Source organism: Spirulina sp. CS-785/01, from assembly GCF_028330525.1.
Taxonomy (GTDB): Bacteria; Cyanobacteriota; Cyanobacteriia; order Cyanobacteriales; family Spirulinaceae; genus JAQMSD01.
Genome location: NZ_JAQMSD010000274.1, coordinates 1 through 26,084, shown reverse-complemented (window position 1 = coordinate 26,084; position 26,084 = coordinate 1). Strand labels below are relative to the sequence as shown.

General features: G+C 43.7%; 23 protein-coding genes, 1 pseudogene and 1 riboswitch. Of the genes and pseudogenes, 4 read left to right on the top strand and 20 right to left on the bottom strand.

Annotation, left to right across the window (positions count from 1 at the left end):
- Positions 1 to 220 precede the first annotated feature (220 nt).
- The 3 genes from PN462_RS17900 to PN462_RS17890 are packed head-to-tail and all read right to left on the bottom strand — an operon-like array spanning position 221 to position 3,087.
- Complete coding sequence (locus PN462_RS17900) at positions 221 to 1,723, bottom strand: sensor histidine kinase (protein WP_272130187.1); 1,503 nt, start codon at positions 1,721 to 1,723, stop codon at positions 221 to 223.
- Positions 1,720 to 2,406: a two-component system response regulator RppA gene (gene rppA / locus PN462_RS17895; protein WP_272130186.1), complete on the bottom strand. Its 687-nt coding sequence runs from the start codon at positions 2,404 to 2,406 to the stop codon at positions 1,720 to 1,722. Before rppA ends, PN462_RS17900 begins: the two co-directional genes overlap by 4 nt.
- A gap of 9 nt (positions 2,407 to 2,415) precedes the next feature.
- Positions 2,416 to 3,087: a cytochrome b/b6 domain-containing protein gene (locus PN462_RS17890; RefSeq protein ID WP_272130185.1), complete on the bottom strand. Its 672-nt coding sequence runs from the start codon at positions 3,085 to 3,087 to the stop codon at positions 2,416 to 2,418.
- Between the two features lie 135 nt (positions 3,088 to 3,222).
- On the opposite strand from PN462_RS17890, the gene PN462_RS17885 reads away from it, so the two are divergent.
- Positions 3,223 to 4,404 carry a CRISPR-associated endonuclease Cas3'' gene (locus tag PN462_RS17885; RefSeq protein ID WP_272130184.1) on the top strand — a complete coding sequence of 394 codons (1,182 nt, stop codon included), beginning with the start codon at positions 3,223 to 3,225 and terminating at the stop codon, positions 4,402 to 4,404.
- A gap of 233 nt (positions 4,405 to 4,637) precedes the next feature.
- On the opposite strand, the gene PN462_RS17880 is transcribed toward PN462_RS17885, so the two are convergent.
- The 5 genes from PN462_RS17880 to PN462_RS17860 form a co-directional block, all read right to left on the bottom strand.
- Positions 4,638 to 5,270: an MAE_28990/MAE_18760 family HEPN-like nuclease gene (locus PN462_RS17880; protein WP_272130183.1), complete on the bottom strand. Its 633-nt coding sequence runs from the start codon at positions 5,268 to 5,270 to the stop codon at positions 4,638 to 4,640.
- Positions 5,263 to 6,351 carry a DUF262 domain-containing protein gene (locus tag PN462_RS17875; protein ID WP_272130182.1) on the bottom strand — a complete coding sequence of 363 codons (1,089 nt, stop codon included), beginning with the start codon at positions 6,349 to 6,351 and terminating at the stop codon, positions 5,263 to 5,265. The genes PN462_RS17880 and PN462_RS17875 overlap by 8 nt, the downstream gene beginning before the upstream one ends.
- A gap of 63 nt (positions 6,352 to 6,414) precedes the next feature.
- The gene (locus PN462_RS17870; protein WP_272130181.1) at positions 6,415 to 10,431 is read right to left on the bottom strand and encodes a DEAD/DEAH box helicase; all 4,017 of its coding nucleotides are present in this window, start codon (positions 10,429 to 10,431) and stop codon (positions 6,415 to 6,417) included.
- A 21-nt stretch (positions 10,432 to 10,452) separates the two neighbouring features.
- Positions 10,453 to 12,321, bottom strand: a complete 1,869-nt coding sequence (locus PN462_RS17865) for a tRNA-guanine transglycosylase (RefSeq protein WP_272130180.1) — start codon at positions 12,319 to 12,321, stop codon at positions 10,453 to 10,455.
- Between the two features lie 46 nt (positions 12,322 to 12,367).
- The gene (locus PN462_RS17860) at positions 12,368 to 13,720 is read right to left on the bottom strand and encodes an FAD-binding oxidoreductase (protein WP_443029214.1); all 1,353 of its coding nucleotides are present in this window, start codon (positions 13,718 to 13,720) and stop codon (positions 12,368 to 12,370) included.
- 236 nt (positions 13,721 to 13,956) lie between these two features.
- Between PN462_RS17860 and PN462_RS17855 the strand changes: the two genes are divergently transcribed.
- Entirely contained in the window at positions 13,957 to 15,120 is a 1,164-nt protein-coding gene (locus PN462_RS17855) for a GuaB3 family IMP dehydrogenase-related protein (RefSeq protein ID WP_272130178.1), read from the top strand.
- A gap of 228 nt (positions 15,121 to 15,348) precedes the next feature.
- Here PN462_RS17855 and PN462_RS17850 read toward each other — a convergent pair whose 3' ends face one another.
- From PN462_RS17850 to PN462_RS17800, 11 genes are all read right to left on the bottom strand, one after another.
- Positions 15,349 to 16,290 (bottom strand): 50S ribosomal protein L11 methyltransferase, encoded by a 942-nt coding sequence (locus tag PN462_RS17850; RefSeq protein ID WP_272130177.1) that lies wholly within the window; start codon positions 16,288 to 16,290, stop codon positions 15,349 to 15,351.
- Between the two features lie 87 nt (positions 16,291 to 16,377).
- Positions 16,378 to 16,956 (bottom strand): DUF3172 domain-containing protein, encoded by a 579-nt coding sequence (locus PN462_RS17845; RefSeq protein ID WP_272130176.1) that lies wholly within the window; start codon positions 16,954 to 16,956, stop codon positions 16,378 to 16,380.
- Positions 16,957 to 17,111: 155 nt separating this feature from the next.
- Complete coding sequence (locus tag PN462_RS17840; protein WP_272130175.1) at positions 17,112 to 17,639, bottom strand: peroxiredoxin; 528 nt, start codon at positions 17,637 to 17,639, stop codon at positions 17,112 to 17,114.
- 163 nt (positions 17,640 to 17,802) lie between these two features.
- Entirely contained in the window at positions 17,803 to 19,401 is a 1,599-nt protein-coding gene (gpmI, locus tag PN462_RS17835; protein WP_272130174.1) for a 2,3-bisphosphoglycerate-independent phosphoglycerate mutase, read from the bottom strand.
- Positions 19,402 to 19,626: 225 nt separating this feature from the next.
- On the bottom strand, positions 19,627 to 20,487 hold the full coding sequence (locus PN462_RS17830) for an energy-coupling factor ABC transporter ATP-binding protein (RefSeq protein ID WP_272130173.1): 861 nt from the start codon (positions 20,485 to 20,487) through the stop codon (positions 19,627 to 19,629).
- A gap of 77 nt (positions 20,488 to 20,564) precedes the next feature.
- The gene (locus PN462_RS17825) at positions 20,565 to 21,104 is read right to left on the bottom strand and encodes a Uma2 family endonuclease (RefSeq protein WP_443029215.1); all 540 of its coding nucleotides are present in this window, start codon (positions 21,102 to 21,104) and stop codon (positions 20,565 to 20,567) included.
- A gap of 36 nt (positions 21,105 to 21,140) precedes the next feature.
- Positions 21,141 to 21,932: a cobalt ECF transporter T component CbiQ gene (gene cbiQ / locus PN462_RS17820; protein WP_272130171.1), complete on the bottom strand. Its 792-nt coding sequence runs from the start codon at positions 21,930 to 21,932 to the stop codon at positions 21,141 to 21,143.
- A gap of 38 nt (positions 21,933 to 21,970) precedes the next feature.
- The gene (locus PN462_RS17815) at positions 21,971 to 22,282 is read right to left on the bottom strand and encodes an energy-coupling factor ABC transporter substrate-binding protein (protein WP_272130170.1); all 312 of its coding nucleotides are present in this window, start codon (positions 22,280 to 22,282) and stop codon (positions 21,971 to 21,973) included.
- 12 nt (positions 22,283 to 22,294) lie between these two features.
- A complete protein-coding gene (locus PN462_RS17810; RefSeq protein ID WP_272130169.1) occupies positions 22,295 to 23,047 on the bottom strand; it encodes an energy-coupling factor ABC transporter permease in 753 nt (250 codons plus the stop codon).
- Between the two features lie 291 nt (positions 23,048 to 23,338).
- Positions 23,339 to 23,483: riboswitch (cobalamin riboswitch) on the bottom strand.
- Positions 23,484 to 23,556: 73 nt separating this feature from the next.
- Positions 23,557 to 23,787, bottom strand: coding sequence for a hypothetical protein (locus PN462_RS17805; RefSeq protein ID WP_272130168.1), 231 nt, complete (start codon positions 23,785 to 23,787; stop codon positions 23,557 to 23,559).
- 70 nt (positions 23,788 to 23,857) lie between these two features.
- Positions 23,858 to 24,055: a glycosyltransferase gene (locus PN462_RS17800; protein WP_272130188.1), complete on the bottom strand. Its 198-nt coding sequence runs from the start codon at positions 24,053 to 24,055 to the stop codon at positions 23,858 to 23,860.
- Positions 24,056 to 24,146: 91 nt separating this feature from the next.
- Between PN462_RS17800 and PN462_RS17795 the strand changes: the two genes are divergently transcribed.
- Both PN462_RS17795 and PN462_RS17790 read left to right on the top strand, forming a co-directional pair.
- Complete coding sequence (locus PN462_RS17795; protein WP_272130167.1) at positions 24,147 to 24,677, top strand: AMP-binding protein; 531 nt, start codon at positions 24,147 to 24,149, stop codon at positions 24,675 to 24,677.
- 88 nt (positions 24,678 to 24,765) lie between these two features.
- Positions 24,766 to 25,554 carry an AMP-binding protein gene (locus PN462_RS17790; RefSeq protein ID WP_272130166.1) on the top strand — a complete coding sequence of 263 codons (789 nt, stop codon included), beginning with the start codon at positions 24,766 to 24,768 and terminating at the stop codon, positions 25,552 to 25,554.
- Between the two features lies 1 nt (position 25,555).
- On the opposite strand, the pseudogene PN462_RS17785 reads toward PN462_RS17790, so the two are convergent.
- Positions 25,556 to 26,084 (bottom strand): annotated as a pseudogene (locus tag PN462_RS17785) (Uma2 family endonuclease); the annotation flags it as partial.

Below are 26,084 nucleotides of genomic sequence, written 5' to 3'. Positions count from 1 at the left end.
CCGCCCCCTTACAGCTAATCCGGTCTAGAGAAACGACCAGTAGTGTTAATCCGCAATACCCCTGGAGAGCTATTCGCAGCTACGGGAAGGTTATCTCTCCCCACTCCCCCACCTCACGAAGTAGGTGGGGGTCATTGAAGAAAAGCTCAACAACAAACGTTCGCTAACCCCATCTAAATCTTGTGATTTTAGATGGGGACTGCGCTCAACCGTTGTTCAATTATACGCGATCGCCTTTATGCTCATTACCCCCAAAAGCCCTAGGATCGCTGTTATCATTCACTGGAGATAACGTAATTTGAAACACTGATCCTTCTCCCAAGGTACTCTGGGCCGTAATTCTTCCCCCGTGGACACGGACAATTTGTTCTGCGATCGCAAGTCCTAAACCAAACTTCCCTGCTCCCTTGGACCGTTTCCCATCCACCCGGTAAAATCGTTCAAAAACATGGGGGAGTGCCTCACGGGGAATCCCCACCCCCGTATCCCGAACCGTAATCATAGCCTGTTGGTGAAGCCTCTCGGAACGAGGATCGCCCACTAACTGTAAATTTAGCCCAATTTCCCCCCCAGAGGGCGTATAATGACAGGCATTACTGAGTAAATTAGCGATCGCATGACGTAATAAATTGCCATCCCCCTGCACCCGCACCCTCTCAAAAGGATAATCACAAGAAAACGCTATACCATATTTTTGCATTTCTGTCAACCATTCCTCCCCTAAATCCTCAATTAATCTCGTCAGATCGACCCAATGCCAACCCTCCCAATTCACCCCCCCATCCTGACGGGCCAAAAACAACAACTGTCCCACCAAATCACTCATCTGCTTCGCCAGAGCCACAACTTTCTGTAACCGTTGCCGCACCGCCCCTAACGCCTCCTCCCCCTCCTCTAAATCCATCAACCCCACCTGAGCATTACTCAACACCGCCGCCAGAGGGGTTCTCAACTCATGGGACGCATTAGCACTAAACCGTTCTAACTGTTCACAGGCCGCCTGTAACCGTTGATTAGTGAGGCGTAAATTACCCTCTCGCATCGCCAACTCCCGTTCCAAACGGGCAAACAAATAAACCGCCACAATCGCCCCCAAAACACTCACCATTGCAGAGATACAAAACACCAACCAAGTCAATTGCCGATAAAACGCCTGATGTGCCTTGCGAACCTCCAATAAATATTCCTCCGTCGCCGCAAAACGCTCAATAGCTCGTCGAGCTTCATCCATTTTCCCCTTACTTGCTATTAACTGCTCAACCCGTTGTAACCCTTGCCTCTCCAGACTGTTCCCTTGCTGATACTCCTTTAACATCGTTGCAAACAAAGCCAGATTGCCAGCCACTTTCTCCCGAATTACCCTGATCTGTTGGGTTTGTTGGGGATTATCCTGCACCAACCCTTGCAAACGCTCTAAACAGCGCGGAATCAACACCTGTGCTTCCTCATAAGGCTCTAAAAATACCGCATCTTGAGTTAACCCATATCCCCGAATACCCGTTTCTGCATCCACCAAAGCATTTAACAACCGCTTCGTCTCCAAGCGCACCGTTTGGGTATGTTGCACCCACGCCTCATCCTCCACTAAACTAGCCTTTAACCACCCCACCGCCCCCAACGTGGCCAAAAAACAAGTCACCGGAATAGCAATAATCACCAATCCCCGACGACGAATGGGTAACGTAAACCACCACTGCTGAAACCGTTGTAAGGGCTGTTTCATGGTGACTTCTCCCCTAGTGAGATCAAACGATAACCCATCCCATACACCGTTTCCACACAATCTGCTAACCCCACCTCTCGTAACCGTTGACGTAAGCGTTTCACCCGGGCCGCCACCGCATTACTTTCTGGTTCTTCCCCCCATTCCCACAGGGCCAACTCAATTTGTTCACGGGTTAACACCTGTTGGGGATGACGGAGTAAATATTCTAACAGTTGAAACTCCCGACTTTTCAGTTTTAAAGACTTTGTTCCCCCCTCTAACACCATAGTATCGAGGTTGAGAGAAAGGGGAGGAACTTGTAAAATATCCCCAGACCAAAGAGGCGATCGCCGCCTTAATGCGCGAACTCGGGCTAGTAACTCCTCTAGGTCCACTGGTTTCACTAAATAATCATCGGCCCCTGCATCCAACCCTTTCACTTTATCTGCCGTGGTATCCTTGGCAGTTAAAATTAGAATGGGCGAGGAATGCCCCTGTTGTCGATATTCCTGGCAAATCTCAATCCCATCCCCTTGGGGTAACATCCAATCTAAAATTAATAAATTATACGCCTTTTCTGCGAGTAACCATTGAGCAGTCGCTCCATCTTCGACTGCATCCACAATATGTCCACAACGAGTTAAGGCCGAATGGAGAGGTTCGAGTTGTTCGGGGTCATCTTCAACGAGTAAAATGCGCATAACTCGCAGTTAAAACAAATAGAAAACTGGCAAAATCAACCCTAAAAGGAGTCCCCCCAGAATTCCCCATTCCACAGCATTTAACAGTGGCCGAGAGGGATTAAACTTGATACCTCGTAACCAAGTTTGAGGGGTGTCTCTGGGTTGGGTGTGCCATTGAAACATGGACAACAGCAGGGGGACTCCCCCCACTTTTGCTCCCAAGAGGAGATGGGTGGCCACGGCCAACAGTGTGATACACCATCCCACCAGATGGGCTAAATACCAAACATGGTTCATTTCTCCTGCGGGTAGCCATTCTTCCTTCATCATCCGTCCAGTCAAAACAGAAAAGGTGGCAGCGACTAGAATGAGAGTATTGACTAGACGTTGGAGAGATATCCACCAAATGGGTTGACTGGGGGTTTTGAGGTGTTGCCAGAGTTGGGGTTGGATGAGACGACGTTGGCCGAGGTGAAAACTATATAAGACTAGCAAAGGAAGAAGTAAAAACAGGGTTAGCGCGATCGTGCCATGAATGCCTTGAATATCACTGAGTTGGGGTAAACGGAGACTTCCCCAGCGTTGATCATAGGTATCGTACACCCAAAACCCAGAAATCAGGGCCAATAGGGTTAAAATCGCTATTACACCATGTAAGAGACGCAACAAGACGGGTTGGTATGGGCGAGAAGGTAACATTGATGAGACAAAGAACCTTTTTTTCCCTACTATAACATCATGATTAAGCCGTTAGCAGGTTAGCGGCACAATCAGTCCTCAGACGCGCTTTTGGGACAATAGCCACCGAAAGAAACCAGTATCAAAGTTTGTTTTATGGAGTATTGGGCAAGAATCGCTGAAGATGGCCGCAAACAACCGCTACAAGACCATTTACAAGGGGTAGCTAGATTAACTTCTGACTGTTTACCCGACTTTTTGCAAGGGGTGGGGTTTTATGCCGGGTTGTGGCATGATTTGGGGAAGTATCGACGGGTTTGGCAAGATTATTTACAAGGGAAGGGGGCTAAACAGGTTCATGCGGCACATGGGGCGAAGTTGGCGTTAGAATTAGCTCGTCAGCAAGGGGATGATCCTGATATTCCCGCTTTAGCTTATACGATCGCGGGACACCATACCGGATTACCCAATCGTGATCTGAGACGGACTTTACAACAGTATTGGAAAGGGTGGGAAAAAGCCCGTGATACGGCACAACAGGAGATTAACGAGTTTCTTCCTCAGTCTATCCCAGATATTGAGCTTCCTCCTCTCAAACGAGAATTTGCCATTCGGATGTTGTTTTCTGCACTGGTGGATAGCGATCGCACGGATGCTGCTAATTTTGAAAAGGGTGAAACTCCCCCTACATCTCTATCTTTGCCCCCATCCCCCTTTGATCCCTACACCCTCAAGGAAGTAACCTCTGAGTTAGATCAACTGCGAAACCGCTTCGCTGCCGATTGTATCACCCACGCCCCCCAACCCAAGGGATTTTATCGCTTAACGGGGGTTTGTGGGATTGGGAAAACCCAAAGTAGTTTACGGTGGGGGTTAATCCACGGGAAAACCCACCAAATGCGCGGTATTGTTTATGTTGCCCCTCTAAAAGTGATTATCGAGGAAACCGCGCAAGTGTATCGAGACTTACTGGGGGAAAACAATGTGCTTGAACATCATAGCGGGTATGAACCCCACCCCCAAGACGTTCGCAACTATAAATTAGATACAGAACGCTGGGATAAATCCTATATTGTCACCAGTGGGGTACAGTTTTACGAGTCCTTATTTGCTAACCGTCCAGGGCAATGTCGCAAACTGCATCAATTGCGCGATCGCGTAATTCTCATTGATGAGGCCCAAAGCATTCCCCCGCGTTTAGCCCTCCCCATTTTAGACGTACTGGCAACCTTAGTAGAAGATTGGGGCTGTTCAGTGGTGTTATACGAAATCCGGTATCGAAAGACCCTAAAAAATCAGGAAACGCTCTTTGGGTGGGCATTGCCCACCCTACAATGATTAATATTTCACAAGGATAGTGAATATTTGGGGTGCGGATTTCGTATCACCTTTCGACTCAGATGTGTCCGGCCCATCGGACTCTTGTTTTAAATGAGATTAAACAACGTCTTGATACCCAACACCTGTGTTATTTAGTCAGTACGCAATTAATCGAAGCAGGGGTTATGTGGACTTTCCTCGCGTCTATCGTCAGCTTGCACCCTTGAATTCTATTTCCCCGAAGTGGCGAATCAAGGAGACTTCAAATAGAGTTTTTGCTCTAAACAATCCACCACAGCTAACGCTAACTCGTGCATAACCTCTATGGCTGCATCTTCATGTTTTTGATATTCTTGGATATCTTTAATAGGCATTTTTTGCCCATGAGCAATTTCATTTCTGCGTGCAACTAAAGTTTTAATTTCAGTCGTATATGTATCAATTAAAGTACAATGAATTCCGGCGTATTGAATATTTTCTTTAAAACGATTAGGATAAAGATTAGAGCGAGTTTCTAACTTTACAGCAAAGTCTATATTGTCTTCTAGTAGCTGATTAAAATCACTGGTCACAAATAGCCAAATATTATCTACTGATAAATCTTGTTTAAAATTTTTTAATTGTTGTTGAAGTGAAAATTTAGCAATTTGCTCTTGACAGTTTTTCCTCTTAATTTGAGATTTTTGTATTTCATCTAGATACAAATCCCAAGCAAACTTACAAAATCCCTCATAATGAGCATAAAGCATGGCCCAGAGTGCGCGAAGCATTACTTTATATCTTTCTGAACCTTTAGGTGCTGAGATAGCTTGTGTTTTCAAAATCCCTAACTCTGCAATTCTCCAGTCCAGATCATCTTCTAATTGTTTAACCCAATTACTCATGAACTAGCTCCAAAAGTGCATTTTCAATCACTTCAATTCTACCTTTGAGCATTTCTGTTTTATTTGCTCCTGAACCTGTATATTCTTTGAATTGACTACTTTGAACAGTATGAATGATTTTTTGTTTAATAGCATCCATAGAAACTTTACTCATTTGATCTAAAACTCTAAAAACTCCTATTGTAATTGCTTCATAATATGCAGGTGATAATTTTCTAACAGGTTTATTATTTCTGTATGAAGCAAAAGCAGTTTCTCCTAAAGTATTACCTAATAAGTCGAAAACTGCTGTAAAGTCTCGCTCCTGTTGATTATAAAAAAAATTAATATCTTGAGTAATAACTTTTTCCATGTATATGTCTAGCCAATCTGGTACTTTATTTTTAAATGATTCCAGATCATTTTTAGCAGCAAAAAATCTTAAAACAAGTTCTTCGTCACCTTTTTTTTCTTTATCTTGCTCAGGAAGAATTTTAGTACACAATAAAAAACTAGGGTGCTTTGCCATTTTTTGGAGAAATTGATAGAATTTTTCTCCTTCATCTCCCATTACTCTAGCCGAACAATTACGAATTTCTTGCGGTGCTAAAATAGCTCCACCTGTGTTTAATCGCTTAAACATACTATACCGTAAAAAGGATTGACTTTGCCGTTTAATAATTACAGTTCTAACAGAAGAACGTTTAATCAATAATCTTAATTTTAACGGTAAATCTTCAAAAGTCTTATCATTTAATTCTTCTACTAAATCACACCCTTGTAATTTCAAAGGCTCTTTTCTTAAGCTTTCAGCATCTATGAATTGAATTACTGAACTAACCCTTTGTAATCCATCAATAAGTTCTAATACTGCATTTTCTTTTTCGATCACAAAAATTTGAGGAATAGGTAATTCTAAGAGTATAGATTCTATAAGACGTGATTTTTGAACATCAGTCCAACGAAAAAGACGCTGATAATCAGGTTGTATAATAATTTCCTTTGCTTTGTGCATATTGACAATTTCACCAAAGCTAAGATCTAATGATTCAGTACGAACTTCACCAATTTTTTTGTCAATTATTTCATTTAATGAATTCATGTAGTTTAATCTCCATCTCTTGGTTTGGTTAATAATTCAATCTAGCGTTATTCATAATGTAAACTAGATAATATATTGTGTCCTGTAATATTCTAAAAAAGCTTCACCAACCATCCGACTAACTCTTAAACTTTGTTCATTTCGCTCTGTACAACGCTCTGTACAATAGGTTGTATGAATACAAGCAGGACAACCATCATGCCCTTCTGGTGGTCGGCACATAATTCTTTCTTCTTCTTGCTGAAGTTGTGCTTGACGTTCTGCTTCCGCTTCTTGTGTTATTCTTACAATCAGCGCATTGTTTTCTTCTAAATGCCAATGTTGTGCTAGTTCAGTGCGGAGTTGTGTAACTGATGTCCAGTTAGGGTTTTCCGCTAAATTGACAGGACAGAGAACAGAAGCTAATAGTTCTTGGTAAACTTCTAGAGCTTGAGTTCTTAAAGTATTGACAAAAACTTCGGAAATACCCGCACCACCTTCGTATCTTTCCCAAACCACGACTTCCCTATTTGTAACATCAAACCAATATTCTAGTTCTTGTTCGTTAACTCCACTAATGGACGCGATCGCTCTATGTAATAGATGTGCCGCAGTATGTAAAATTAACTCATGATTAAATTCTTTGTTTGTCCCATTAACTCTGACTTCCTCGACTTGGTGACGTAACTCATCATCCTCCATTATCTGTTCTACAATTTCAGATAAATTCCAAATAATTCCTTTTGTCGGGATACCGTACTCAACAGGCAAATCGTAGAGTGCATTAAAATTGTATGGCTGAACACGGGCAATATATCTGTAAAAACGAACTTGCTCATCCCAATAGACTCGTCTCGCTTGAACAGAAGAACCTCTGACTGTTGTTGTTCCTCTCATTCTTTCAATAAAATGAAACCCGTCTATAATTGGTTGAGGTTCAGTTAGTGCTTCATAACTTCGTTCAACAATGGGTTCAGCATATAGCTTTACTCTTTGTAGTTCTTGATGACAGTTACATCTGCGTTTCCTAATACTATGTATTGCATAACATTGAGGACAAAATGAAACTATCTGCTGACCTTCTTGATCGCTTTCTATAAATTTAACATAAACTTTTTTAGGAATGTGAATACCACCTCGTGTAACTCCTTCAGAGCGCAGACGAATACTGACAGTTTGTTGTTCTTGGTTAACCCAATCTGGTCTATGTTCAAGACTTAATATAGTTAAATACGAAATATTGGGATTAGGGCGGGATTCAGGACTGGGACGATAGCGATAAACTGTTTTATAAGGAATAAATGTTGTAGATAATTCAGTTAAATTTTCTTGATATAAGTCTGAATTTGTTCGTGAACCAACTAAATAACGAGCTTCTATGATAATTGGTTTTACTGTTTGAAAATAAGCATCTGGTATGTAATAACTATAATAGTCGCTTCCTTCTGGAATATCTGCTTCATTTAAACCTAGATGTAAATAAAACAGGGATTGAAGGACAATCTTTAAGACATCAGGAGCCATGTTTAAAATTTTTGGCTCATAGAGTTTTTGCAAAGAACGAAAGAAATCATACAGACATTCAACGTGGTGTAATTCAATTCCCCAAGATAGTTGTCTGCTTAGAGAAAGCCAAGTTTCTCTCACCGTTCTTTGAATTGCTGTAATTTGTTCGAGGAGTTCTTGATTAGCTTCATCAGAATAATATATTTGACCCAGTTCTAAATCTAGTTTGTTCAGTTGTTGTCTTACATTATCAGCAGTTACATCATTAGATAAAAAACGGTTAATTACATGAATCGTGTCCTGCACTGTGAGATGTAGTTCTTGCGGAGTTTCTTCCTGAATTTGCTCCAATAATTGTTGTAAACTAAGATAATTTCCTAATAGTCTTTTCTCTTGTTCAATCCAATCTCGAAGAATACGTCTTACACGACCTTGTTCTGTAGCATTGCGAGGATACTGATCAAGCTGTCTTAAATGTTCAGAATAGTAACGTTGAAGAATATGACATTGATTCAAAGTTTCCCAAACCCAGCACCAAATTCCTTGTATTGAATTGTTACCAGCATTCTGAAAACACTGTCCCATGCGTTCTCGTTCTCGCTGAATAAGATCGTGCATACCGCGCACAACCTCGTTTTCAGGATTCAAAGGTAATTCATAATGACCATTGATCAAACGATTGCGTCGGAAAAAGTAGAACTGAGAAGAGGGAGTAGTATCTAGTACCATAAGAGTATAGGCAATTTCTCCTGATGAACGTCCTGCTCTCCCTCGTTTTTGAATAAATGAAAAAACTGTACGGGGAGGTAGATAATGAATTGTTGATTTTATCCTCTCGTCATCAACCCCTACTTCAAGAGTCGGCGTAGCAACAAGAATATCTCCTTCTCGATAATCATTCTTCTGCTTAGACGATACAGATATAATCTCTAGGGGGGTTTCCTGCAAACATTCAATAATCTCAGAACAGTTCTCATTTCCTAAAATCCCTCGCCAACATTCTCCTTGTAAATAAATAGGACATTCACTAGGAGAAGTTCCTGGACAAGTCATGTTTTGAAAACGAATTTCTTCCGAGAGAGTACGAAATTTCCAGAGACGTTTATTTCCTTCCGCATCGCTAATTTGTGCAGTTAATCGTCCCGCCATATCCAAAGAGTCAGAAAAAACAATAGCACGATCATTATTACCTAAAACACCATGACCCATTGCCATAACACTCTGAATTAAGGTTGGTGCTGCCCCTGCATTGATTCTGCCTTCTGGGGATTGTAAAAAGTAGAGAACTTCTAAACCCGCAGGTTCTTGTTCGTAATCATTAGCACTATGAACTAATACTGAATGATTTGGCGAGCCATAAAAAAAGTTAGCAATGAAGCGTTCTGGGTCAGCAATTGTGGCACTAGACGCAATCTTGACTAAACGTTGCCCCCCCTGCCATTCTTCAAGGCGACGAACAAGGTTATGAATATGAACCCCATAAATTGAATAGTATAAATGGACTTCATCAAAAACAATGCCTGTCAATTGTCGTAGATAATTTTCAAACTCTGGTTTGGGATTGAGATACAATCGATCTAATGATTCGGCAGTAGTCACTAAAATATGAGGACGAGCTATTGCATGATCGTTTTTAGCAATAGAAACATGAAACTCAGAACCATTTCCACAGCTTGGGTTATCACAATAAAGTAGATGAACACCTCTAGGTATATTTCTGCCCCGATAACGACGGCTTCGGCGATCTCGATCTACTCTCAGTTGACCTTGACCACAAATGGGACACTGATCAACTATTCTAAATACGCTATCTTCTGTAAAAATATCTCGATTATCGAAGGTGTCTGCTGCATTAGCACAGATTCCGCCAAACTGGAAACCAATAACAATTCCCTGTTCAATGGTTTCACTACCAAAAAAAGAGAGTTGTCCTGTTGTGAGAGATACCTGCTCTGCATGGTGAACATAACGAAAAATGCGAGCTAACTGATCTTTCAATAAAGCAACTCGCGGGTAAAGGGTAATGAAGCGATAAGGGTGATTGGGATTTTGACGGAGCGATTGTGCGATCGCATAGATGACAGGCATCAAAAATACTTCTGTTTTACCACTACCTGTAGGTGCAACAACAACGATTCCCTCTCGATTTTCAATCGTGTTATGAACCCTCTCCCATCCTTCGACTTGAAACCGTGAAAATTGGGTAAAGGATTCAGGTGTTAGTTGAACAATATCTTGTCCTATCCCCGGAATCTCATGTCGAGCTATATTGCGAATTGGACGCTGCTTCTCAACAACTGCGGCTCGAATGCGCCCTACTAAGGGATTGGCATTGCCATTTGCATCAAAACGTTGTCTTAACTGTTGTAACAGCCGTGTCGCTTCCAATGCTTTAGGTAAGTATAAGCCATTACCTAGATTAGTGAACTCATGTTCTAGATTAGTGGATCCCTCGTCATCATCATCTTGCTCTAGGACTTGACGTACCTCTTCATTATATATCTGCCACACTTCATCGGGACTAAGAGTAGCATTCCTTGTGTTAAGTTGAGCAAACACTTCATCGAGAAGAAGATATAGTTCGTGGTAAGGCATGGATATACTAAAGCCACTGAATCAGTCTTGTCCATTATCCCCTAAATTGACCTCTTTTAAAGCAGATTGTACTATTTTGATAAGTTCTGCAATATTTTCTTTACGAAAAAATTCAGTTAGACGAAGGCTTTTAGGCTTGTACGGTAAGACAACTAAGTTAGAAGCCTCTTTTTTCGTTTGCTCTAATACCATTCTATACGCTTTGCTAGTAGCGTAACCTATGTAGGTGTAATAATGTTGACTATGAAGCTGAATATAGTGCACTAAACGGTCTGTGAGTAATCTGATTTGCTTTTCATCGAGTGGGTCTAAGCGAAAATCATATCCCATAATAGGCGGCTTGCATTCATATTCCTCTGGAACTGGTCCGTATAGTCCTGAGAGAGTTACCTTGTGGATCAATTGACTGTTTTTTCCAATCGATTGTTCGAGGCGATCATGAATTAAACGGTGAGAGCGAGAGTTGGAGTAAGGTTTTTCTCCAGAACAAGGAAGTATAAGTAAAATCTTCTGATTCACTTTTGGGGTAAATTCTTCTCGTAATATATTAAAACTATCTGGTTTATACTTATAAGAAACTAAAGATTCACTTGAAGATAATTCTTGTTTTTCTGGAAAAAAAACTATTTTACGAGATAATCTTGTTTTTAACGAGGAATCTTCACAAGATAGTGAATCTAATGCCTTATTTAGATGAGAACGACTAGATGTATATTCAATCAAATATTCTTGTAACTCATTAGCTTTTATTGCTTCTCGAATGTGTTTAACAAGTTGAAAATCCATTTCGAGATTGTGTAAAGCAATATCAGCATAATATTTACTTTTATAGTGTCCATGATGAACAGGACGACATTTTTGATCAGAAATTAATGCCTCTTGTATATATTGTAAGTTAGCTTCTTGACAAACTCTACAATCACAAGTTATATGCTCCATTTCTAATATAGGAAGAGGAATTCTTGTTATCGGTTCAAGGTAACTTAAACTTCTTGCTTCTTGTACATAAGAACTTGAATCAAAAGTATCTACTCCTAAATAGCTTAAAACAGGAATTAAACTTCCTGTAATCCCAAAAATATGAATAGGAGTTATTGAACGCTTTTCTTCTGGTATGCTTTGTTGAACTCCTCGAATCAAATCGATAATAGTGGCATATTTTCTAGAACCTCGTAATGGCACAAGTGATCCGATAGCTAGCCCAAAAGGATAGTTTCTCAATTTTTTATTTCTAGAAAATTTTTTAAAAATTTGCTGAACATATTGCTCAATTTGCTGACGATTTTGTCCATGAACAGCAATATAGTAAAAAGGATTCCACTCATTATTTTTTTGTAAAGAGTCAGCTGCTTTTATTGCATTAATTGCACTTCTTTCTAAACGTTCTTCTGCTTCTTCTTTCAGTAGTTTTGGATGTAAAGGATAGTCTAAACTAGCAACTATATTACCTCCAAAATCTTGTTGTAAATCTAGAATAGATTGAAATCCTTTGGTTTTGCTTAAAGACAATCCGTAGGGAGATAAATCAATATTTTTTTTAGATAAAAGCTGAAAACCTCCAGAATCCAGAAAAATTGGAGCATTGTACTTAACTCCAGTATCTTCTTGATAACGTTGCCTAATTCCTAATTCACGCCATGTATTTAGTCCATTAATTTTTTTAGGAATAAAGTTTAAAAAGTGAAGCACCTGAGACATAACAGGAATATTGCGTCGTAATATTCCTTGATTCATATTAGCTTGCAATATATACTTCCATATACCTCCACCACTTGCTTTAGTGCTAGTAACTAGAGAAACAACAGGAAATAGAAAAGGAGTTTCAACTATATGCTGATCTACCTTCAACTCTCCTAAACGACCATGCTCATACTCTTGAGAATTAAACATATACTAATTTCTTCTATTTTCTCTAAATATATCTATCTTCTCTCTATTATTCATTAATATCCTCAAAAGCCCGCATTTTCCCCGGATTAAACAACCCATAGGGATCAACCTCCTGCTTAAACTTTAACTGTACCGGATCAATCACCTTGCGACCGCCATCTTCAAGAATATAAGTGTGGGGGTTCGCTATACCCATTCCATTATTCTCATGATAATCGATAATCTCCTGTAAGCGTTTGGCGGTCGTATAGCGCACCAACTGTAACCCCGCAGGAATCGCCTTTCCGCCTAACCGCAAAAACTCTAAATGTATCATCACCTCTTCACCAAACTGATGATACATCTTTTCAACGTTGTCTAAATTAAAATAAAAGGTCTGTAAATAGGTTAAAGTTGAGTCAACATTACGAGCGTGTAAAGTAGTATGATTCCAAGTAAATTCCGCCAAACTTGTCCCTTTTTGTGCCTCTTGAAAACTTTTACTATAGGTAATCTCCCCCTGAAACGCTCCCACTAAATCCCGCAACGCTTCTAAAGAGGATTCGGCAATCATTAATAAAGCACAAGATTGATGCTCTGAGAAATAAGGCTTTAATGCGCCAAAATAATTGGGAATGGGTGCAGCGCAAATGGTGACTAATTTTTTCACTAACCCATCGGCATCACTGAGCGCTTGGCCAAACTTCGCCGCCGTGAGAAAGTCATTAAAAGTGACAATCACCTCTTGCCAAGGATAAGCGGGGGCAAGGGGAAACTCTAACTGAGTAATAATGCCATTCGTCCCATAAGCATGATTGACCTTTTGGGTGTCATCGCCCCGTAACTCCAGAACACGGGGTTCGTCCTCCAATGTTACCACCCGAACGGCTTGGAGATTGCCGCGATCGCGCAACATCCCATAATTCACCGAACCAATCCCCCCACTCCCTCCTTCAATAAACCCCCCAATCGTTGCAGTGCGATAAGTCGAAGGATACATCCGTAACTCCCACCCCGTCTGTCTCGCTTGCTTATCAAACGCGGCCATCTTCACCCCAGGTTGAACACAGGCCATCCCCTCCTCAATCCACAGCACTTGATTCATCCGCGACAGATCAAGAACAATCCCCCCATATAAAGGCACACATTGCCCATAATTCCCCGTTCCTGCCCCCCGCACCGTCAGAGGCACTTTATACCTCACACACACACGCGCCACCTGTAACACCTCAGCTTCCGTCGTAGCCCGCACCACCAAATCAGCCCGCTTCTCCGCTAACTGTTCCTGTAGAATAGGGCTGAAATGGAAATAATCCAGAGATAACTTCGTCACTTGGCCAGAATCTTGGATCACCTCCAACCCCTCCAACTCAGCCAAAATTGCAGACCAATCGAAAGTAGCAGTAGAAGTCACAGTCATTCCCGTTATAGCAGTAATCAGTCATCAGTCATCAGTCATCAGTCATCAGTAAGATCAGCCTAGCATCGTGAGATTTTCCAGCATTAGCTATGCTCAAACGTCTCCCCCTCATGCTATAAATCTCAACAACACCTAACTCTCCATTGTATGCACCCAAGGAAATTAGCGTCACATTCAGAAGACCCCAAAATTTGATAGCCTAGATAAATATAGCTTTGGGAACGGAAAAAAAGAGAGTGGACATACAAATTGGTCGCGGCAAAACCGCACGACGCGCCTACGGATTTGACGAAATTGCCCTTGTCCCCGGACAACGGACATTAGACCCCCTCTTAGCGGAGACAAAGTGTGAAATTGGTGGCATTCCACGGGACATCCCCATTCTGGCCAGTGCCATGGACGGGGTTGTAGATGTGAATACCGCCGTCATGCTTTCCCAATTGGGCGCATTAGGGGTTCTGAACCTCGAAGGGATTCAAACCCGATACGAAGACCCAAACCCGATTTTAGACAAAATTGCTTCAGTCGGGAAAGATGAATTTGTTGGCTTGATGCAAGAACTCTATGCAGAACCCATCAAACCCGAACTCATTAAACAACGCATTCAAGAAATTAAAGAGCAAAATAGTATTGCGGCAGTGAGTCTCACCCCGGCAGGGGCGGCGAAATTTGGGTCAGTCGTCGCTGAAGCTCAAGCAGACTTGTGCTTTATCCAAGCCACGGTTGTTTCCACCGCCCATCTGTCTCCAGAGTCTATTATTCCCCTCGACTTGGAGAAATTTTGCCAAGAAATGCCCATGCCTGTGGTGTTAGGGAATTGTGTCACCTATGAGGTAGCCCACAATTTAATGAAAGCAGGGGCCGCTGCGGTGTTAGTGGGTATTGGTCCTGGGGCTGCTTGTACCTCTCGCGGGGTATTAGGGGTAGGAGTCCCCCAAGCCACCGCAGTTGCCGACTGTGCCGCCGCCAGAGATGATTTTCAACGGGAAACCGGGCGTTATGTGTCGGTTATCGCCGATGGGGGAATTGTCACAGGGGGGGATATTTGTAAATGTATCGCCTGTGGGGCCGATGCGGTGATGATTGGTTCACCCATTGCCCGATCTGCCGAAGCCCCCGGTCGCGGTTATCATTGGGGCATGGCCACCCCCAGTCCTGTGTTACCCCGTGGGACTCGCATTAAGGTAGGGACAACGGGTTCACTATCGGAAATTATGATCGGCCCGGCCCGGTTAGATGATGGAACGCATAACCTGTTAGGGGCATTACAGACCAGTATGGGTACGTTAGGGGCAAAAAATATTAAAGAAATGCAGCAGGTTGAAGTGGTAATTGCCCCCTCATTACTCACTGAAGGTAAGGTCTATCAAAAAGCCCAACAGTTAGGAATGGGTAAGTAAGAGCAGATTGTTTTGTTGAAGGTTAAGGGAGGTGAAAGCCTCCTTTTTTTTGGGTAATGGGTAATGGGTAATGGGTAATGGGTCAGTTGAGAAACCGGGTTTCTGTGCAAAATTGTGGCAAAACACGATCAATTTAGATAGAAACCCGGTTTCTTACCCCTTGCATGATCACCAAGAACAAACGACAAACAACAAATTGTTGATGGTTGATGGTTGATGGTTGATGGTTTATTGTTCCGGGATAGAAAGATGACTATAAAAGGTGGATTGGCGTAGGGTTTCGATTAACTGATGATTGCGCCATACTTGGATGTGCCATTGCCAGATGTAGTGATTGTGGACTAAATTGGCTTTTAGGGTGATGGTTACGCGATCGCGCTTCTCAAGTCCCACAGGCCGTTCCCAGGGCAAAAACGCCTTCCCATAAATCAAATCCGGTTCTCCAGGGGCATTAGAAAACGACACCCCCTCCGTCAACTGACTCTCAAACCACAACACCAACCCGTGAACCGTCGTCGTTTCCTCACTCTCCCAACTTAACTCCCCCCTCAAATTCGCATCTTCAATGGTCCCATAATCCAACGTCGTCACCCACTGGGGCGAAACCACACATTGTTCCGGTTGCACGGTACACTTATACAACCGATTCATCGCCCACCGATTGCCTTTTGTGAAATTCAGCCCATAGCGATTATCCCCCCAAGGGGCCTGGTACTGCTGATAAAGTTTCGGTGCATGAACCAAACACCCCCATATCCTATCCTGTTGGGGAATTAACACCCCATCCGGGGCTAAAAATCGCGTCCTTGCATCTATTAGCGAGGGAATATGTTGTCGAAATAAGGGTAAAATCCCCCGTAAATCGGACACCAACACATCGGCCTTCTCCGGTAACGTCACTTGAGTGGAAAACTGGGGAATAAACTCAATCAACTCACTCAACCCATTGTCCGCGGCCAGAATTTTCGCCAACTCAATAATCGGATCAGGTTCAATCGCATAAACCCGTTTAGCCCCCAACTGACAAGCCAAAAACGCACAAATTCCCGTCCCCGTCCCCAGATCAACCACAATAGACCCCGGTTTCACGGTGTCTTGGAGGGCTTTGGCATAGGCATCCATGCGGACTCGATCCGCCATCATCGACCCATAACCCGTTACACTATACAAAGGGTAAATTCCTCCTGAGATTCTTTCCTAGTCAGCCCTTGAGGGCTTAACCCCAAGGCAGAAAAGACTAAACTCGCACCATGGAACTTAGAAATTCTCGGACTCTCTCGGAGAATTAATTTCCGCCGACCCTGGGGGATTAAGAAATAAATTTCCGGCTGCATCGTTTTGATAAATACAAGAAATATTGGTCGCCCCCCCATCAAGGGTCCCGGTAAACCCAAAGGTATTCATCCGATTTTTACAGTCTTTCACCTGTTCCCGGTTCACTAAATTGCGGGTTTCCAGAATTGACCAGTTATTCCGTCGTAGGACACATCCAGGAGTCATTTTGGGCTGACTCACATAGACACTAAAGGGGTTGAGGGTAATAAACACCCGCATATCACTCACAATGGCACTAGCCCCAAATTGCTGACAGATATCCGGGTTGGGGGCCCGACGGTCAATGACTTCCCGTGAGGCCACATTCACGGCATTGTTACTCGACGATAAACTCAATGATAGTCCCACGCCAATCCCTAATACAAATACGGCGGCGAGTAGGGCGGCTGTGGCATAGTTAAAACTCGAAAGAGGATTCCCTCCTCCTCCTCCTCCCCCCCCTTTACTGGGTCGGGAGGACGGGGGACGGTCATATCGGGGGGGTCGGGTTGAACGTTTCATAAAAAAAATCCACCCATCTGAGTGAGTTGCATTTTATTATTTTAGCAAGCTCTTTCACTCGCTTGCGTGATATAAGAGAGACGACCCAGAAGGCCGTCTCTAAGTGGGATGAGAGCTTTTTTTGAGCCTCTTGGTGGGAGACTCAAGGACTAACCTTATCCTTTCAGGTATTTGAGCATGGTGTCCGCATCAGACACTTCATAGGGGTCTTCGGGGTAGTTATCTGCATATCCAGGTTCAATGAACATTTTTTCGATTTTGCCATCATTGACCACCATGGAATACCGCCAAGAGCGCATTCCGAACCCTAAGTTTTCTTTCTCGACTAACATTCCCATTTTACGGGTGAATTCACCATTCCCATCGGGGAGGAGAAAGACTTTTTCCGCACCTTGCTGTTTCCCCCATTGGAACATGACGAAGGCATCATTCACCGACAGGCAGATTACTTCATCAATGCCCTGTGCTTTAATTTCATCATACAGTTCTTCGTAGCGGGGCAAGTGGTTGGAAGAACAGGTAGGGGTGAAAGCCCCAGGGAGAGAAAAGACTACAACCCGTTTGCCACCGAAGATGTCTTGGGTGGTTTTATCTTCCCAACGAAAGGGGTTGGGGCCACCAACAGATTCATCACGAACACGAGTTTTAAAAGTTACATCGGGAACTGTCTCCAGTACAGGCATAAGATTCTCCTACTAATTGTGTTGTCCATCCAATTGCTTATCTTATCAGCAAGAGGGGGCCGAACTGCTCTACCTTTAGGCGTGCTAATTTTATTTATTGGTCGGGATTCATCCTCAGCTAAATCAAAGAGATTTTAGCTGGGGACTTCTCCTGACATTTCTGTTAAAGCGAGACTTTAACCGGAGTGCGATTGGGTTTTACGTCAAAGCCTACGGGTTCTAAGAGCGATCGCCCGGTCATTTCTTCGGGTTGGGGGAGTTGTAGGATTTCCAGGAGGGTGGGGGCGATGTCGCTGAGACGGCCTCCTTCGCGCAGTCTAACTTTTGTGCCGTGACCGGGAATTTTTAAGCCTTCGCCTTCGATGAGGACTAAGGGGACTAAGTTGGTGGTGTGGGCGGTCCAAGGTTGGCCGTTTTCATCCCACATATATTCGGCATTACCGTGATCTGCGGTAATTAACATTGTGCCGCCGACTTTACTGACGGTTTCAATGAGACGACCTAAACAGCGATCGACGGTTTCAATGGCTTGCACAGCCGCGTCCATATTGCCTGTATGACCGACCATATCGGGGTTAGCGTAGTTTAACACCATTAGGGAGTAAATTCCCTTGTTGAGGGCATTACAGGCGGTGTCTGTGACGGCTGCGGCGGACATGGCCGGGGCGCGGTCATAGGTGGGGACCATGGGACTTTGGATGAGTTCCCGATCTTCTCCGGCAAAGGGGGTTTCGAGGCCGCCGTTAAAAAAGTAGGTGACGTGGGGATATTTTTCGGTCTCTGCGGTGCGAAATTGCCGCAACCCTTCTCTAGAGACGACTTCCCCTAGGATATTGGTGAGGTTTTGGGGTTGAAAGGCGACGGAGACGGGTAAAGTGGGGTCGTATTGGGTGAAGGTGACGAAGGAGAGGGGTTGAATTTGTTCCCGTTCAAAGCCGTCAAAATCGGGGGTTATGAGGGCGGCAGTTAATTGCCTAGCTCGGTCTGGCCGGAAGTTGAAGAAGATCACGCCATCCCCGGGTTCGATGGCCCCGGTGGTTATGCGGGTGGGGGGAATAAATTCGTCGGTGGTGTCTTGGTCGTAGTATTCTTGGAGGCAGTCCACGGCGGTTTTGCCGTTGCCTTCTCCGTCTTGGGTGATCACGTTGTAGGCGTTTTCGGTGCGGTCCCAACGGCGATCGCGGTCCATGGCAAAATAACGACCTGAGATGGTGGAGATTTTACCCACTCCAATTTCTTGGGTTTTTTCGTTCATTTCTCGGAGGACGTTGATGCCTTCATGGGGGTTGGTGTCCCGTCCATCCATAAAGGCGTGAATACAAACGTCTTGGATATTTTGCGCTTTGGCCAGATGGAGTAACCCATAGACATGGGAGATGTGAGAATGGACTCCTCCTGCGGAACAGAGTCCCATGAGGTGAAGTTTACCATTGCGCGATCGCACGGTTTCGCATAAGTCCACCAAGGCTTCATTCTGGAGAATTTCCCCACTCTCCACGGCATCGGTAATGCGAACCAATTCCTGCGGTACAATGCGGCCTGCCCCTAAATTCAGATGACCCACCTCCGAGTTCCCCATTTGACCTTCTGGGAGTCCCACATCTTTACCGGAGGTGCGAATTAAGGTTCGGGGATAGGTTTCCCAGATACTATCCATGATGGGGGTATTTGCAACTTTAATGGCATTTCCCTCGGCGTTATCCCGATATCCCCAACCATCAAGAATTATTAGCACCGCAGGAGAGACTGGTGCTTGTGTCATATTGTTTCCCTTATCTGTTTTTATTGTCGCCATGATAATACCACTCAGCTTCCTTTGTGGTTCTAAATTTTGCCTTTACTTATTGTTTACAAAAAAGTTGTCAATCCAGCAAAATGCTCCTGTGGTGCAACAGGAGTCTCTATCTTACCGTACTTGTATGTAATGAGGCTAGAACTTTGAATTTCAGAGGGTAACACCCCTCCCCTCTCCCCTAGGGTAGAGTTCCTAGACGTTTTCGGAGGGAATGCCTTGATTTAAGCCCCGTAAAGATGCTTGAATAGTTCGCTGGTTGATCATGCCTTGATCGTCGGTATGATGGGCGATCGCATCTAAGACATCCACTAAAATCGGCGTTCCCAATCCTAAATCCTCTAAGGTGTGCCGTTGACAAAATACATCTTCTGGGGTGTTTTCCATGATTAATTGTCCATGATTCATGACAAACACCCAATCGGCCCAATCATAAACAAAATTTAGGTCATGGGTGGCAATCATAATAGTTGTTCCGGTTGCTTGAATGCGGTCTAAGAGTTGCCGTAAAGAACGAGTTTGCTTGGGATCAAGAAAAGCGGTAGGCTCATCAAGGAAAAGGAGAGTCGGTTGCAGAATCATTACATCTGCAATAGCCACTCGTTTTTTCTGCCCCAAACTAAGATAATTGACGGGATAATCGGCCAAGGGAGTTAACTCAAAGTCCTGTAGCGTTTGTTGAACACGGGGTTCAATCTCTCTGGCCGCAAGACCCAAGTTACATAACCCATAGGATAAATCCTCCTCAACGGTGGTCGCAACTAATTGCTGTTCGGGGTTTTGAAAGACTAACCCGACCTGCCGCCGTAACTGACTTAAAGCCTGGCGATTATAGCGCAAGGGTTCTCCTGAAAAGCGTACCACACCCCGTTGGGGACGATACAACCCATTGGCCAACCGAAATAAGGTGGTTTTCCCACACCCATTTTGTCCAATAACCGCGCACCGTTTCCCCTGGGGAATTTGCCAAGATATCCCCTGTAATGCGGGTTGTGGACTACACGGATATGTATAAGCTACTTGGTCAAATTCCATTAACATTGTGTTATGGGTCATGGGTGATGGGGGATTGGGGTTTTCTCGTTTGGGGTTTTCTCGTATAGTTTACCGATTCATGATCACTAGAAAAGGCATCAGGATTTTTGTCGAGTCATGGCCAAAACGCGATGGACAGTGAATTCTAGATCAAGACCCAGATCAGGCAAAACATCTGCACCAGAATAAATCATAGGCAAATTATCCCCCTCCCAAACCCAAATCTGCTGACGCTCACAATCAATTAACCAAGCTAGTTGCGTCCCGTTACTGAGACAGTGAAGAATCTTATTTTGTAAGTCTAAAGTCCCTTGGTCCGGGGAGCGAATTTCAATTAGCCAATCTGGAGTACCATTGAATGGCCCATCCTCATCTGAAAGTCGTTCCGCAGCAATGATAACAATATCGGGTACAGGAGAGTAAGGGGGAATAATACAGCGTAACTCTTGAATGGCTTCAAACCTATCAGTGCCATGGTTGATGGCATTGACCAGACTACGTTGCAACCGCGAATGAAACAGAGTGGGCATAGGCTTTTGAATGACTCTCCCATCAATTAATTCCCATGCTGGAGACGAGTCAATATTCGATTGTGCCAAAAACTCTACCAGCGGGACGGTTGCGGTTAACTGTGACATGGACATTTTTGCTCAAAACAACTCTCCAATCTTTGCTCAACGACTCACGACTAACAACAGTAATAACAAACAATACCCTCCAATCGCCTCCTGAATATACCGCCAATTGGGTTGATACCGTCGGGCGTGCCAGACTCGTAACTCTCCATTAAAGCCCCTCGATTGTAATCCTAGAGCAATTTGGCGATAATTTTCCAAGGTTCGCCAGAGTAACTGGCCCACGACTAAACTGATACTCCGCCAAGCGACTCGCCAATGGGCATAGCCATTCCGAGATTGTTGCGCGGTGAGAAGCTCTAAAACGGTTTCAGTTAAGACAAAAATGAAACGATACATTAATGAAAGTAACTCTGTTATTAGCGTGGGACACCGCAACTGTCGTAAGACGCGGATAATTTCCACAAAGGGGACTGTGAGTAAAATAAAGTATAGACAAGAGGTGAGGGTAATGGCACGGGTAAACACGATGCTTGCCCAGTCTAACCCTTGTTGGCTGCAATAGAGATACAGGGGTCCTACCTGTACCCCCCATAGGGCATCCATCTCCACGGTTGTGCTATGACTATTTAAACTCACTCCTGCTATTAAAGCGGGTAAACTTAATAGCCAGAAGCTGACGGGAAGGGCTAATAAGTTTAAGTAAATTTTGGCGGGAATTTTGGCATAGACCACCACCCAAACCATTAACCAGAGGGTGATGAGGAGTTGTAGGGGGGGAGGGGAGAGATACCCTAAGATAAAAAGCGCGATCGCAAATCCTAGTTTATGGCCTGGAGGCAGCGATCGCAAGTGATTCGTATAAGCCAGAGAATCAATTTGATGGTGCATAAATGACGAAACGAGCTACCCTAAAACGGGTAAACCCCCTATTCTTCCTCCTGTTTCGTCCTTTCACTGCGGCCTTTATATAAGCCAACAGCATAACCAATAACTCCCGCACCCAAAGCGGCCTGAGAGACAAATAATAAACTCTCAATTTCCCCACTCGGCGGCTCAAAAACCCCACCAAACCACGGTTGATAGTCCGGTTGAATTTCTGTTATTGCTTCTTCGGCTTCCCCATCGGCCCCGCCGTATTCCCCCCGGACAAAAATTAGCGGTAAAATGGCTAAAGCCAAGACAGTGAGAATAATCCACCAATTGCCTTGATTGGTTTTTTGTTCTGGTTGTTGTTTCATAAATCCCTTTTTTTATTCACTGCGTAATAATTGCAAGGTTTGTAATTCGCTGGTAGCGTAAGATTGCAGCCAATTCCACACCAACACTGTCAACAGTCCTTCACTAATAGCGAGAGGGAGTTGGGTGAGGGCAAAAATTCCGGCAAACTTGAGAAAGGCGGCTAACACACCGCCACTGGCTGCGGGAAAGGCTAAGGCCAACTGAATGGAGGTGACAAGATAGGTGGCTAAACCGCCCAAACTGGCCGCCAAAAACACGCCTAAGCGTTGTTTCCCTTGGTTGGCCAACAGTCGATACACGGCAAAGGCCACCCAGGGCCCGACAATGGCCATGGCAAAGGCATTCGCTCCTAATGTCGTTAACCCCCCATGGGCCAGTAATACTGCTTGAAAGACTAATACCAGACTGCCCAATACTGTCATCACCCCAGGGCCAAATAAAACCGCCCCTAACCCTGTGCCTGTAGGGTGGGAGCAACTCCCGGTGACAGAGGGAATTTTCAGGGCAGATAGGACAAAGCTAAAGGCCCCAGCTAAGGCTAAGAGTAATTTTAATTCGGGTTGTTGTTGGGTAATGCGAGTCAGCGATCGCAGTCCTATAATAAAAAAGGGCAAGGCCAAAACCCACCAAAACACCGCCCAACTCACAGGTAAAAAGCCTTCCATAATGTGCATGGCCTGAGCCGGAGATGCGGCCCCTACAATGAGATAAAAACTTAATCCTGCCATAGCGACAAGATGTAAGAATCGGGATTTTTTCGTCATCGTCTTCTGTAACCTCCTGTAACTGGTTGCATCTCTATGGCTAAAGATGCAAAATAAATACACCGTCATCACACCTAGAGTTAAGGGTGCATTCGTCACTATTGCCCCCTCAACGCTCCCTAGGCGGTAAGTCATCGCCCATTTTTTAGGTCAAATTATTCATGTCTTACCCAATTCCCCGCATATCAACCCTCAGCAGCGTTTGGGGAATCTTGTTAAAATACTCTATAACCCGTTGAATCTTGACCATCATCCGTACCTCGCAGATGTCTTGCTATTTTGGACTCATTATCTTGGACTCATTCATCGGCGGGCATCCTGACTGAGAGGGTATTAACCTCCATCACAGTTGCGGGACAGTGGCAGATTTTCACTGCGCTTTCCCCGTTTCCTCTAGCGACTGTTCCCCGCTAGAACCGATGAGGTGGCACTATAGTATCATGTTTTGGTCTGGTCTCACATAAAGTTTGGTGAGTTGCTATGACTTCTTTAATTTTTCGGCTTTGCTTTTATGAGTTGAGACGAGGGGGCTGAGAAGAAAGGTCAAGAGACAGTTGGTTGCTGTCTGGTTGAGGCAGGCCATTGGCTTCAAGGTAGTGAGCCACTACTTCCGAGGTTTGTCCGCTTTCTCGAATGCGGCCTTGATCTAACCAAATAGCGCGATCGCAAGATTCCTGAATAAAATCTAACGTATGGGATACCACAATAATTGTAATTTTCTTTTCCCAAAAATGCTGCATTCTTTCTTTATACAAGAATAAAGACTAGGTGGTTTTCTCCACTTTTTAAACTCTTGATAACAATTAAAAATTAGTAAATTAACGTATTTTTGATGACAGCGAAGTCCATAGAGTTAAGCCAAGCGATAATTTCTCCGGTGGTGCGTGTAATGCCTTTGTTGACTGCCTCTGCTTGTCCGCGATCGCACTCTGATATCCAGGTTAGTTGCGCCTCATACCGTTGTAAAATGGCTAAGGTGTGGTCTGTACTGCCTCCATCACAGATAATATACTCAAATTTGAAAAAATGATTCAGTTAGCTGAAAATTCACAAGTCAATCGTATAGAATTTTTTAATTTTTACCAACCTCTCGATCCGGTTGAAGAATTTACCGGACTTACAACCCGATCAACTGGCTTACACCTTTTTGCAGAATGGCAAAACTCCTACACAATCTCTAACCTATCAACAATTAGCCCAACAAGTCAGTGCGATCGCATCTCACCTACAAACGCGAGTTCCCCCCAACAGTACCGTCCTCTTACTCTATCCCAACAACTTAGAGTTCCTCACTGCTTTTCTAGGGTGTTTGTCCGCTAACGTGATTGCAGTTCCAACCCCTGCTCTAGAATCTTATCAAATGAAACGGGCATTCCCCCGTATTCTCACCATTGCGATCAATGCTCAACCCTCACTCATTCTAACCACATCTCAACTGGCTGAACAATTCTCCCAAAATTCACAAAACCTTCCTCAACTCAACAGCTTAGAATATCTGGCAACTGATACCTTTCTACCTGATCAAGAAATTGCCTTAAACAGTAATATCTCCAGTCAAACTATTGCCTATCTACAATATACCTCTGGTTCAACTTCAGCACCCAAAGGAGTCATAATTTCTCATCGTTAAGGATTGTTGATCCGGAAACAGGTTTAGAATGCCCTCCAAATCGAGTAGGAGAAATCTGGTTATCTAGTGACAGTATTGCTCAAGGATATTGGCAAAAAAAGAAGAAACTAAAAAAACTTTTCAAGCCACTCTCTTCAATGAAAAAGATAAACAATTTTTGCGAACAGGAGACTTAGGTTTTATTCAACGTGGGGAGTTATTTATTACTGGAAGAATTAAAGAACTCATTATTATTAGAGGAATCAATTACTATCCTCAAGATATTGAGTTGATTGTACAAAAAAGTCATACTCAATTGCAAGTTAATGGTGGAGCAGTGTTTTCAGTAGAGATAGAAAGCAAAGAAGAATTAGTAATTTTCCAAGAAATTAAAAAAATCAGTACAAAACAGATTGAATGGCATGAAATAATATCAGCAATTCGAGAAGCGGTATTGCAAGAATACGAAATTTCTGTTTATGCTGTTTATTTACTTAAAAGAGGTCATCTGCCCAAAACCTCAAGTGGCAAAATTCAGCGCAATGCTTGTCGCCAAATATTTCTACAAAATACTGTTGAAGCGATCGCCTCTTGGACAAAAGAACAAATTTCTCTAGGTCAGGGACTTCCCCAAACTGAAAATGATTCAATGGCGTATCCTGAACGAGTAGAGCTATTGGTCAACCAATATTGGGAGTTCTTAAAGAGTTTATGGCAGGATAATTTTGGCAATGTGGGGGAGGATGCAATAGGTTTGTTTGTAGAACAAGGTAAGGAAATCAATAACAATAAATGTGAGGCCATATTTGAGGAAGGCTTGGTGGTATTATCAGTTATATCGTTGGAATATAATGGTTTAATACAATCAATTCAGTGTAACAGAATAGTTACAGGTTAATTTAAGAAACAGTATCTGAATCAATTCCTAATTGTCGCAGACGCTCTTGTAATTGCTGTAAATTGGCCTCTGCTTGCTCTCGCTGTTGTCGTTCTTGATCTCGTTCTGCCTCAGCTTGTTCAGCCCGTTGTTGTTCCTGTTCAGCCCGTTGTTGTTCCTGTTCAGCCCGTTGTTGTTCCTGTTCAGCCCGTTGTTGTTCCTGTTCAGCCCGTTGCTGTTCCTGTTCCGCCACTTCTTCAGGCAATAAGACTAAATTGCCATCCCGGTCATAAAACCGCAACCAAATGGCATTCTCTCGCCGTAGTCTTCCCTCCCAAGTGCCTAACCATAACCCCAAACTCTCACACCATAACCATCCTCGCTCATCTGGCGTTAGTTCTTCATATTCCTGATGTCTGTTTAAATGCCATCCTTGCAAAGAGTCCCCATTAAACGGCTCATAGACAAAATAATCCCTCGTTCTAAAGGTCTGCTCATAAATTCTTTTTTTCGTCCCCACATCTTCACTGGCCGTAGAAGCTGACATTAAT

What these genes read in the sequence shown, in the direction of transcription:
- PN462_RS17900 (WP_272130187.1), bottom strand. Translation starts at nt 1,723, where the DNA reads ATGAAACAGCCCTTACAACGGTTTCAGCAGTGGTGGTTTACGTTACCC.
- rppA (WP_272130186.1), bottom strand. Translation starts at nt 2,406, where the DNA reads ATGCGCATTTTACTCGTTGAAGATGACCCCGAACAACTCGAACCTCTC.
- PN462_RS17890 (WP_272130185.1), bottom strand. Translation starts at nt 3,087, where the DNA reads ATGTTACCTTCTCGCCCATACCAACCCGTCTTGTTGCGTCTCTTACAT.
- PN462_RS17885 (WP_272130184.1), top strand. Translation starts at nt 3,223, where the DNA reads ATGGAGTATTGGGCAAGAATCGCTGAAGATGGCCGCAAACAACCGCTA.
- PN462_RS17880 (WP_272130183.1), bottom strand. Translation starts at nt 5,270, where the DNA reads ATGAGTAATTGGGTTAAACAATTAGAAGATGATCTGGACTGGAGAATT.
- PN462_RS17875 (WP_272130182.1), bottom strand. Translation starts at nt 6,351, where the DNA reads ATGAATTCATTAAATGAAATAATTGACAAAAAAATTGGTGAAGTTCGT.
- PN462_RS17870 (WP_272130181.1), bottom strand. Translation starts at nt 10,431, where the DNA reads ATGCCTTACCACGAACTATATCTTCTTCTCGATGAAGTGTTTGCTCAA.
- PN462_RS17865 (WP_272130180.1), bottom strand. Translation starts at nt 12,321, where the DNA reads ATGTTTAATTCTCAAGAGTATGAGCATGGTCGTTTAGGAGAGTTGAAG.
- PN462_RS17860 (WP_443029214.1), bottom strand. Translation starts at nt 13,720, where the DNA reads ATGACTGTGACTTCTACTGCTACTTTCGATTGGTCTGCAATTTTGGCT.
- PN462_RS17845 (WP_272130176.1), bottom strand. Translation starts at nt 16,956, where the DNA reads ATGAAACGTTCAACCCGACCCCCCCGATATGACCGTCCCCCGTCCTCC.
- PN462_RS17840 (WP_272130175.1), bottom strand. Translation starts at nt 17,639, where the DNA reads ATGCCTGTACTGGAGACAGTTCCCGATGTAACTTTTAAAACTCGTGTT.
- gpmI (WP_272130174.1), bottom strand. Translation starts at nt 19,401, where the DNA reads ATGACACAAGCACCAGTCTCTCCTGCGGTGCTAATAATTCTTGATGGT.
- PN462_RS17830 (WP_272130173.1), bottom strand. Translation starts at nt 20,487, where the DNA reads ATGACCCATAACACAATGTTAATGGAATTTGACCAAGTAGCTTATACA.
- PN462_RS17825 (WP_443029215.1), bottom strand. Translation starts at nt 21,104, where the DNA reads ATGTCACAGTTAACCGCAACCGTCCCGCTGGTAGAGTTTTTGGCACAA.
- cbiQ (WP_272130171.1), bottom strand. Translation starts at nt 21,932, where the DNA reads ATGCACCATCAAATTGATTCTCTGGCTTATACGAATCACTTGCGATCG.
- PN462_RS17815 (WP_272130170.1), bottom strand. Translation starts at nt 22,282, where the DNA reads ATGAAACAACAACCAGAACAAAAAACCAATCAAGGCAATTGGTGGATT.
- PN462_RS17810 (WP_272130169.1), bottom strand. Translation starts at nt 23,047, where the DNA reads ATGACGAAAAAATCCCGATTCTTACATCTTGTCGCTATGGCAGGATTA.
- PN462_RS17805 (WP_272130168.1), bottom strand. Translation starts at nt 23,787, where the DNA reads ATGCAGCATTTTTGGGAAAAGAAAATTACAATTATTGTGGTATCCCAT.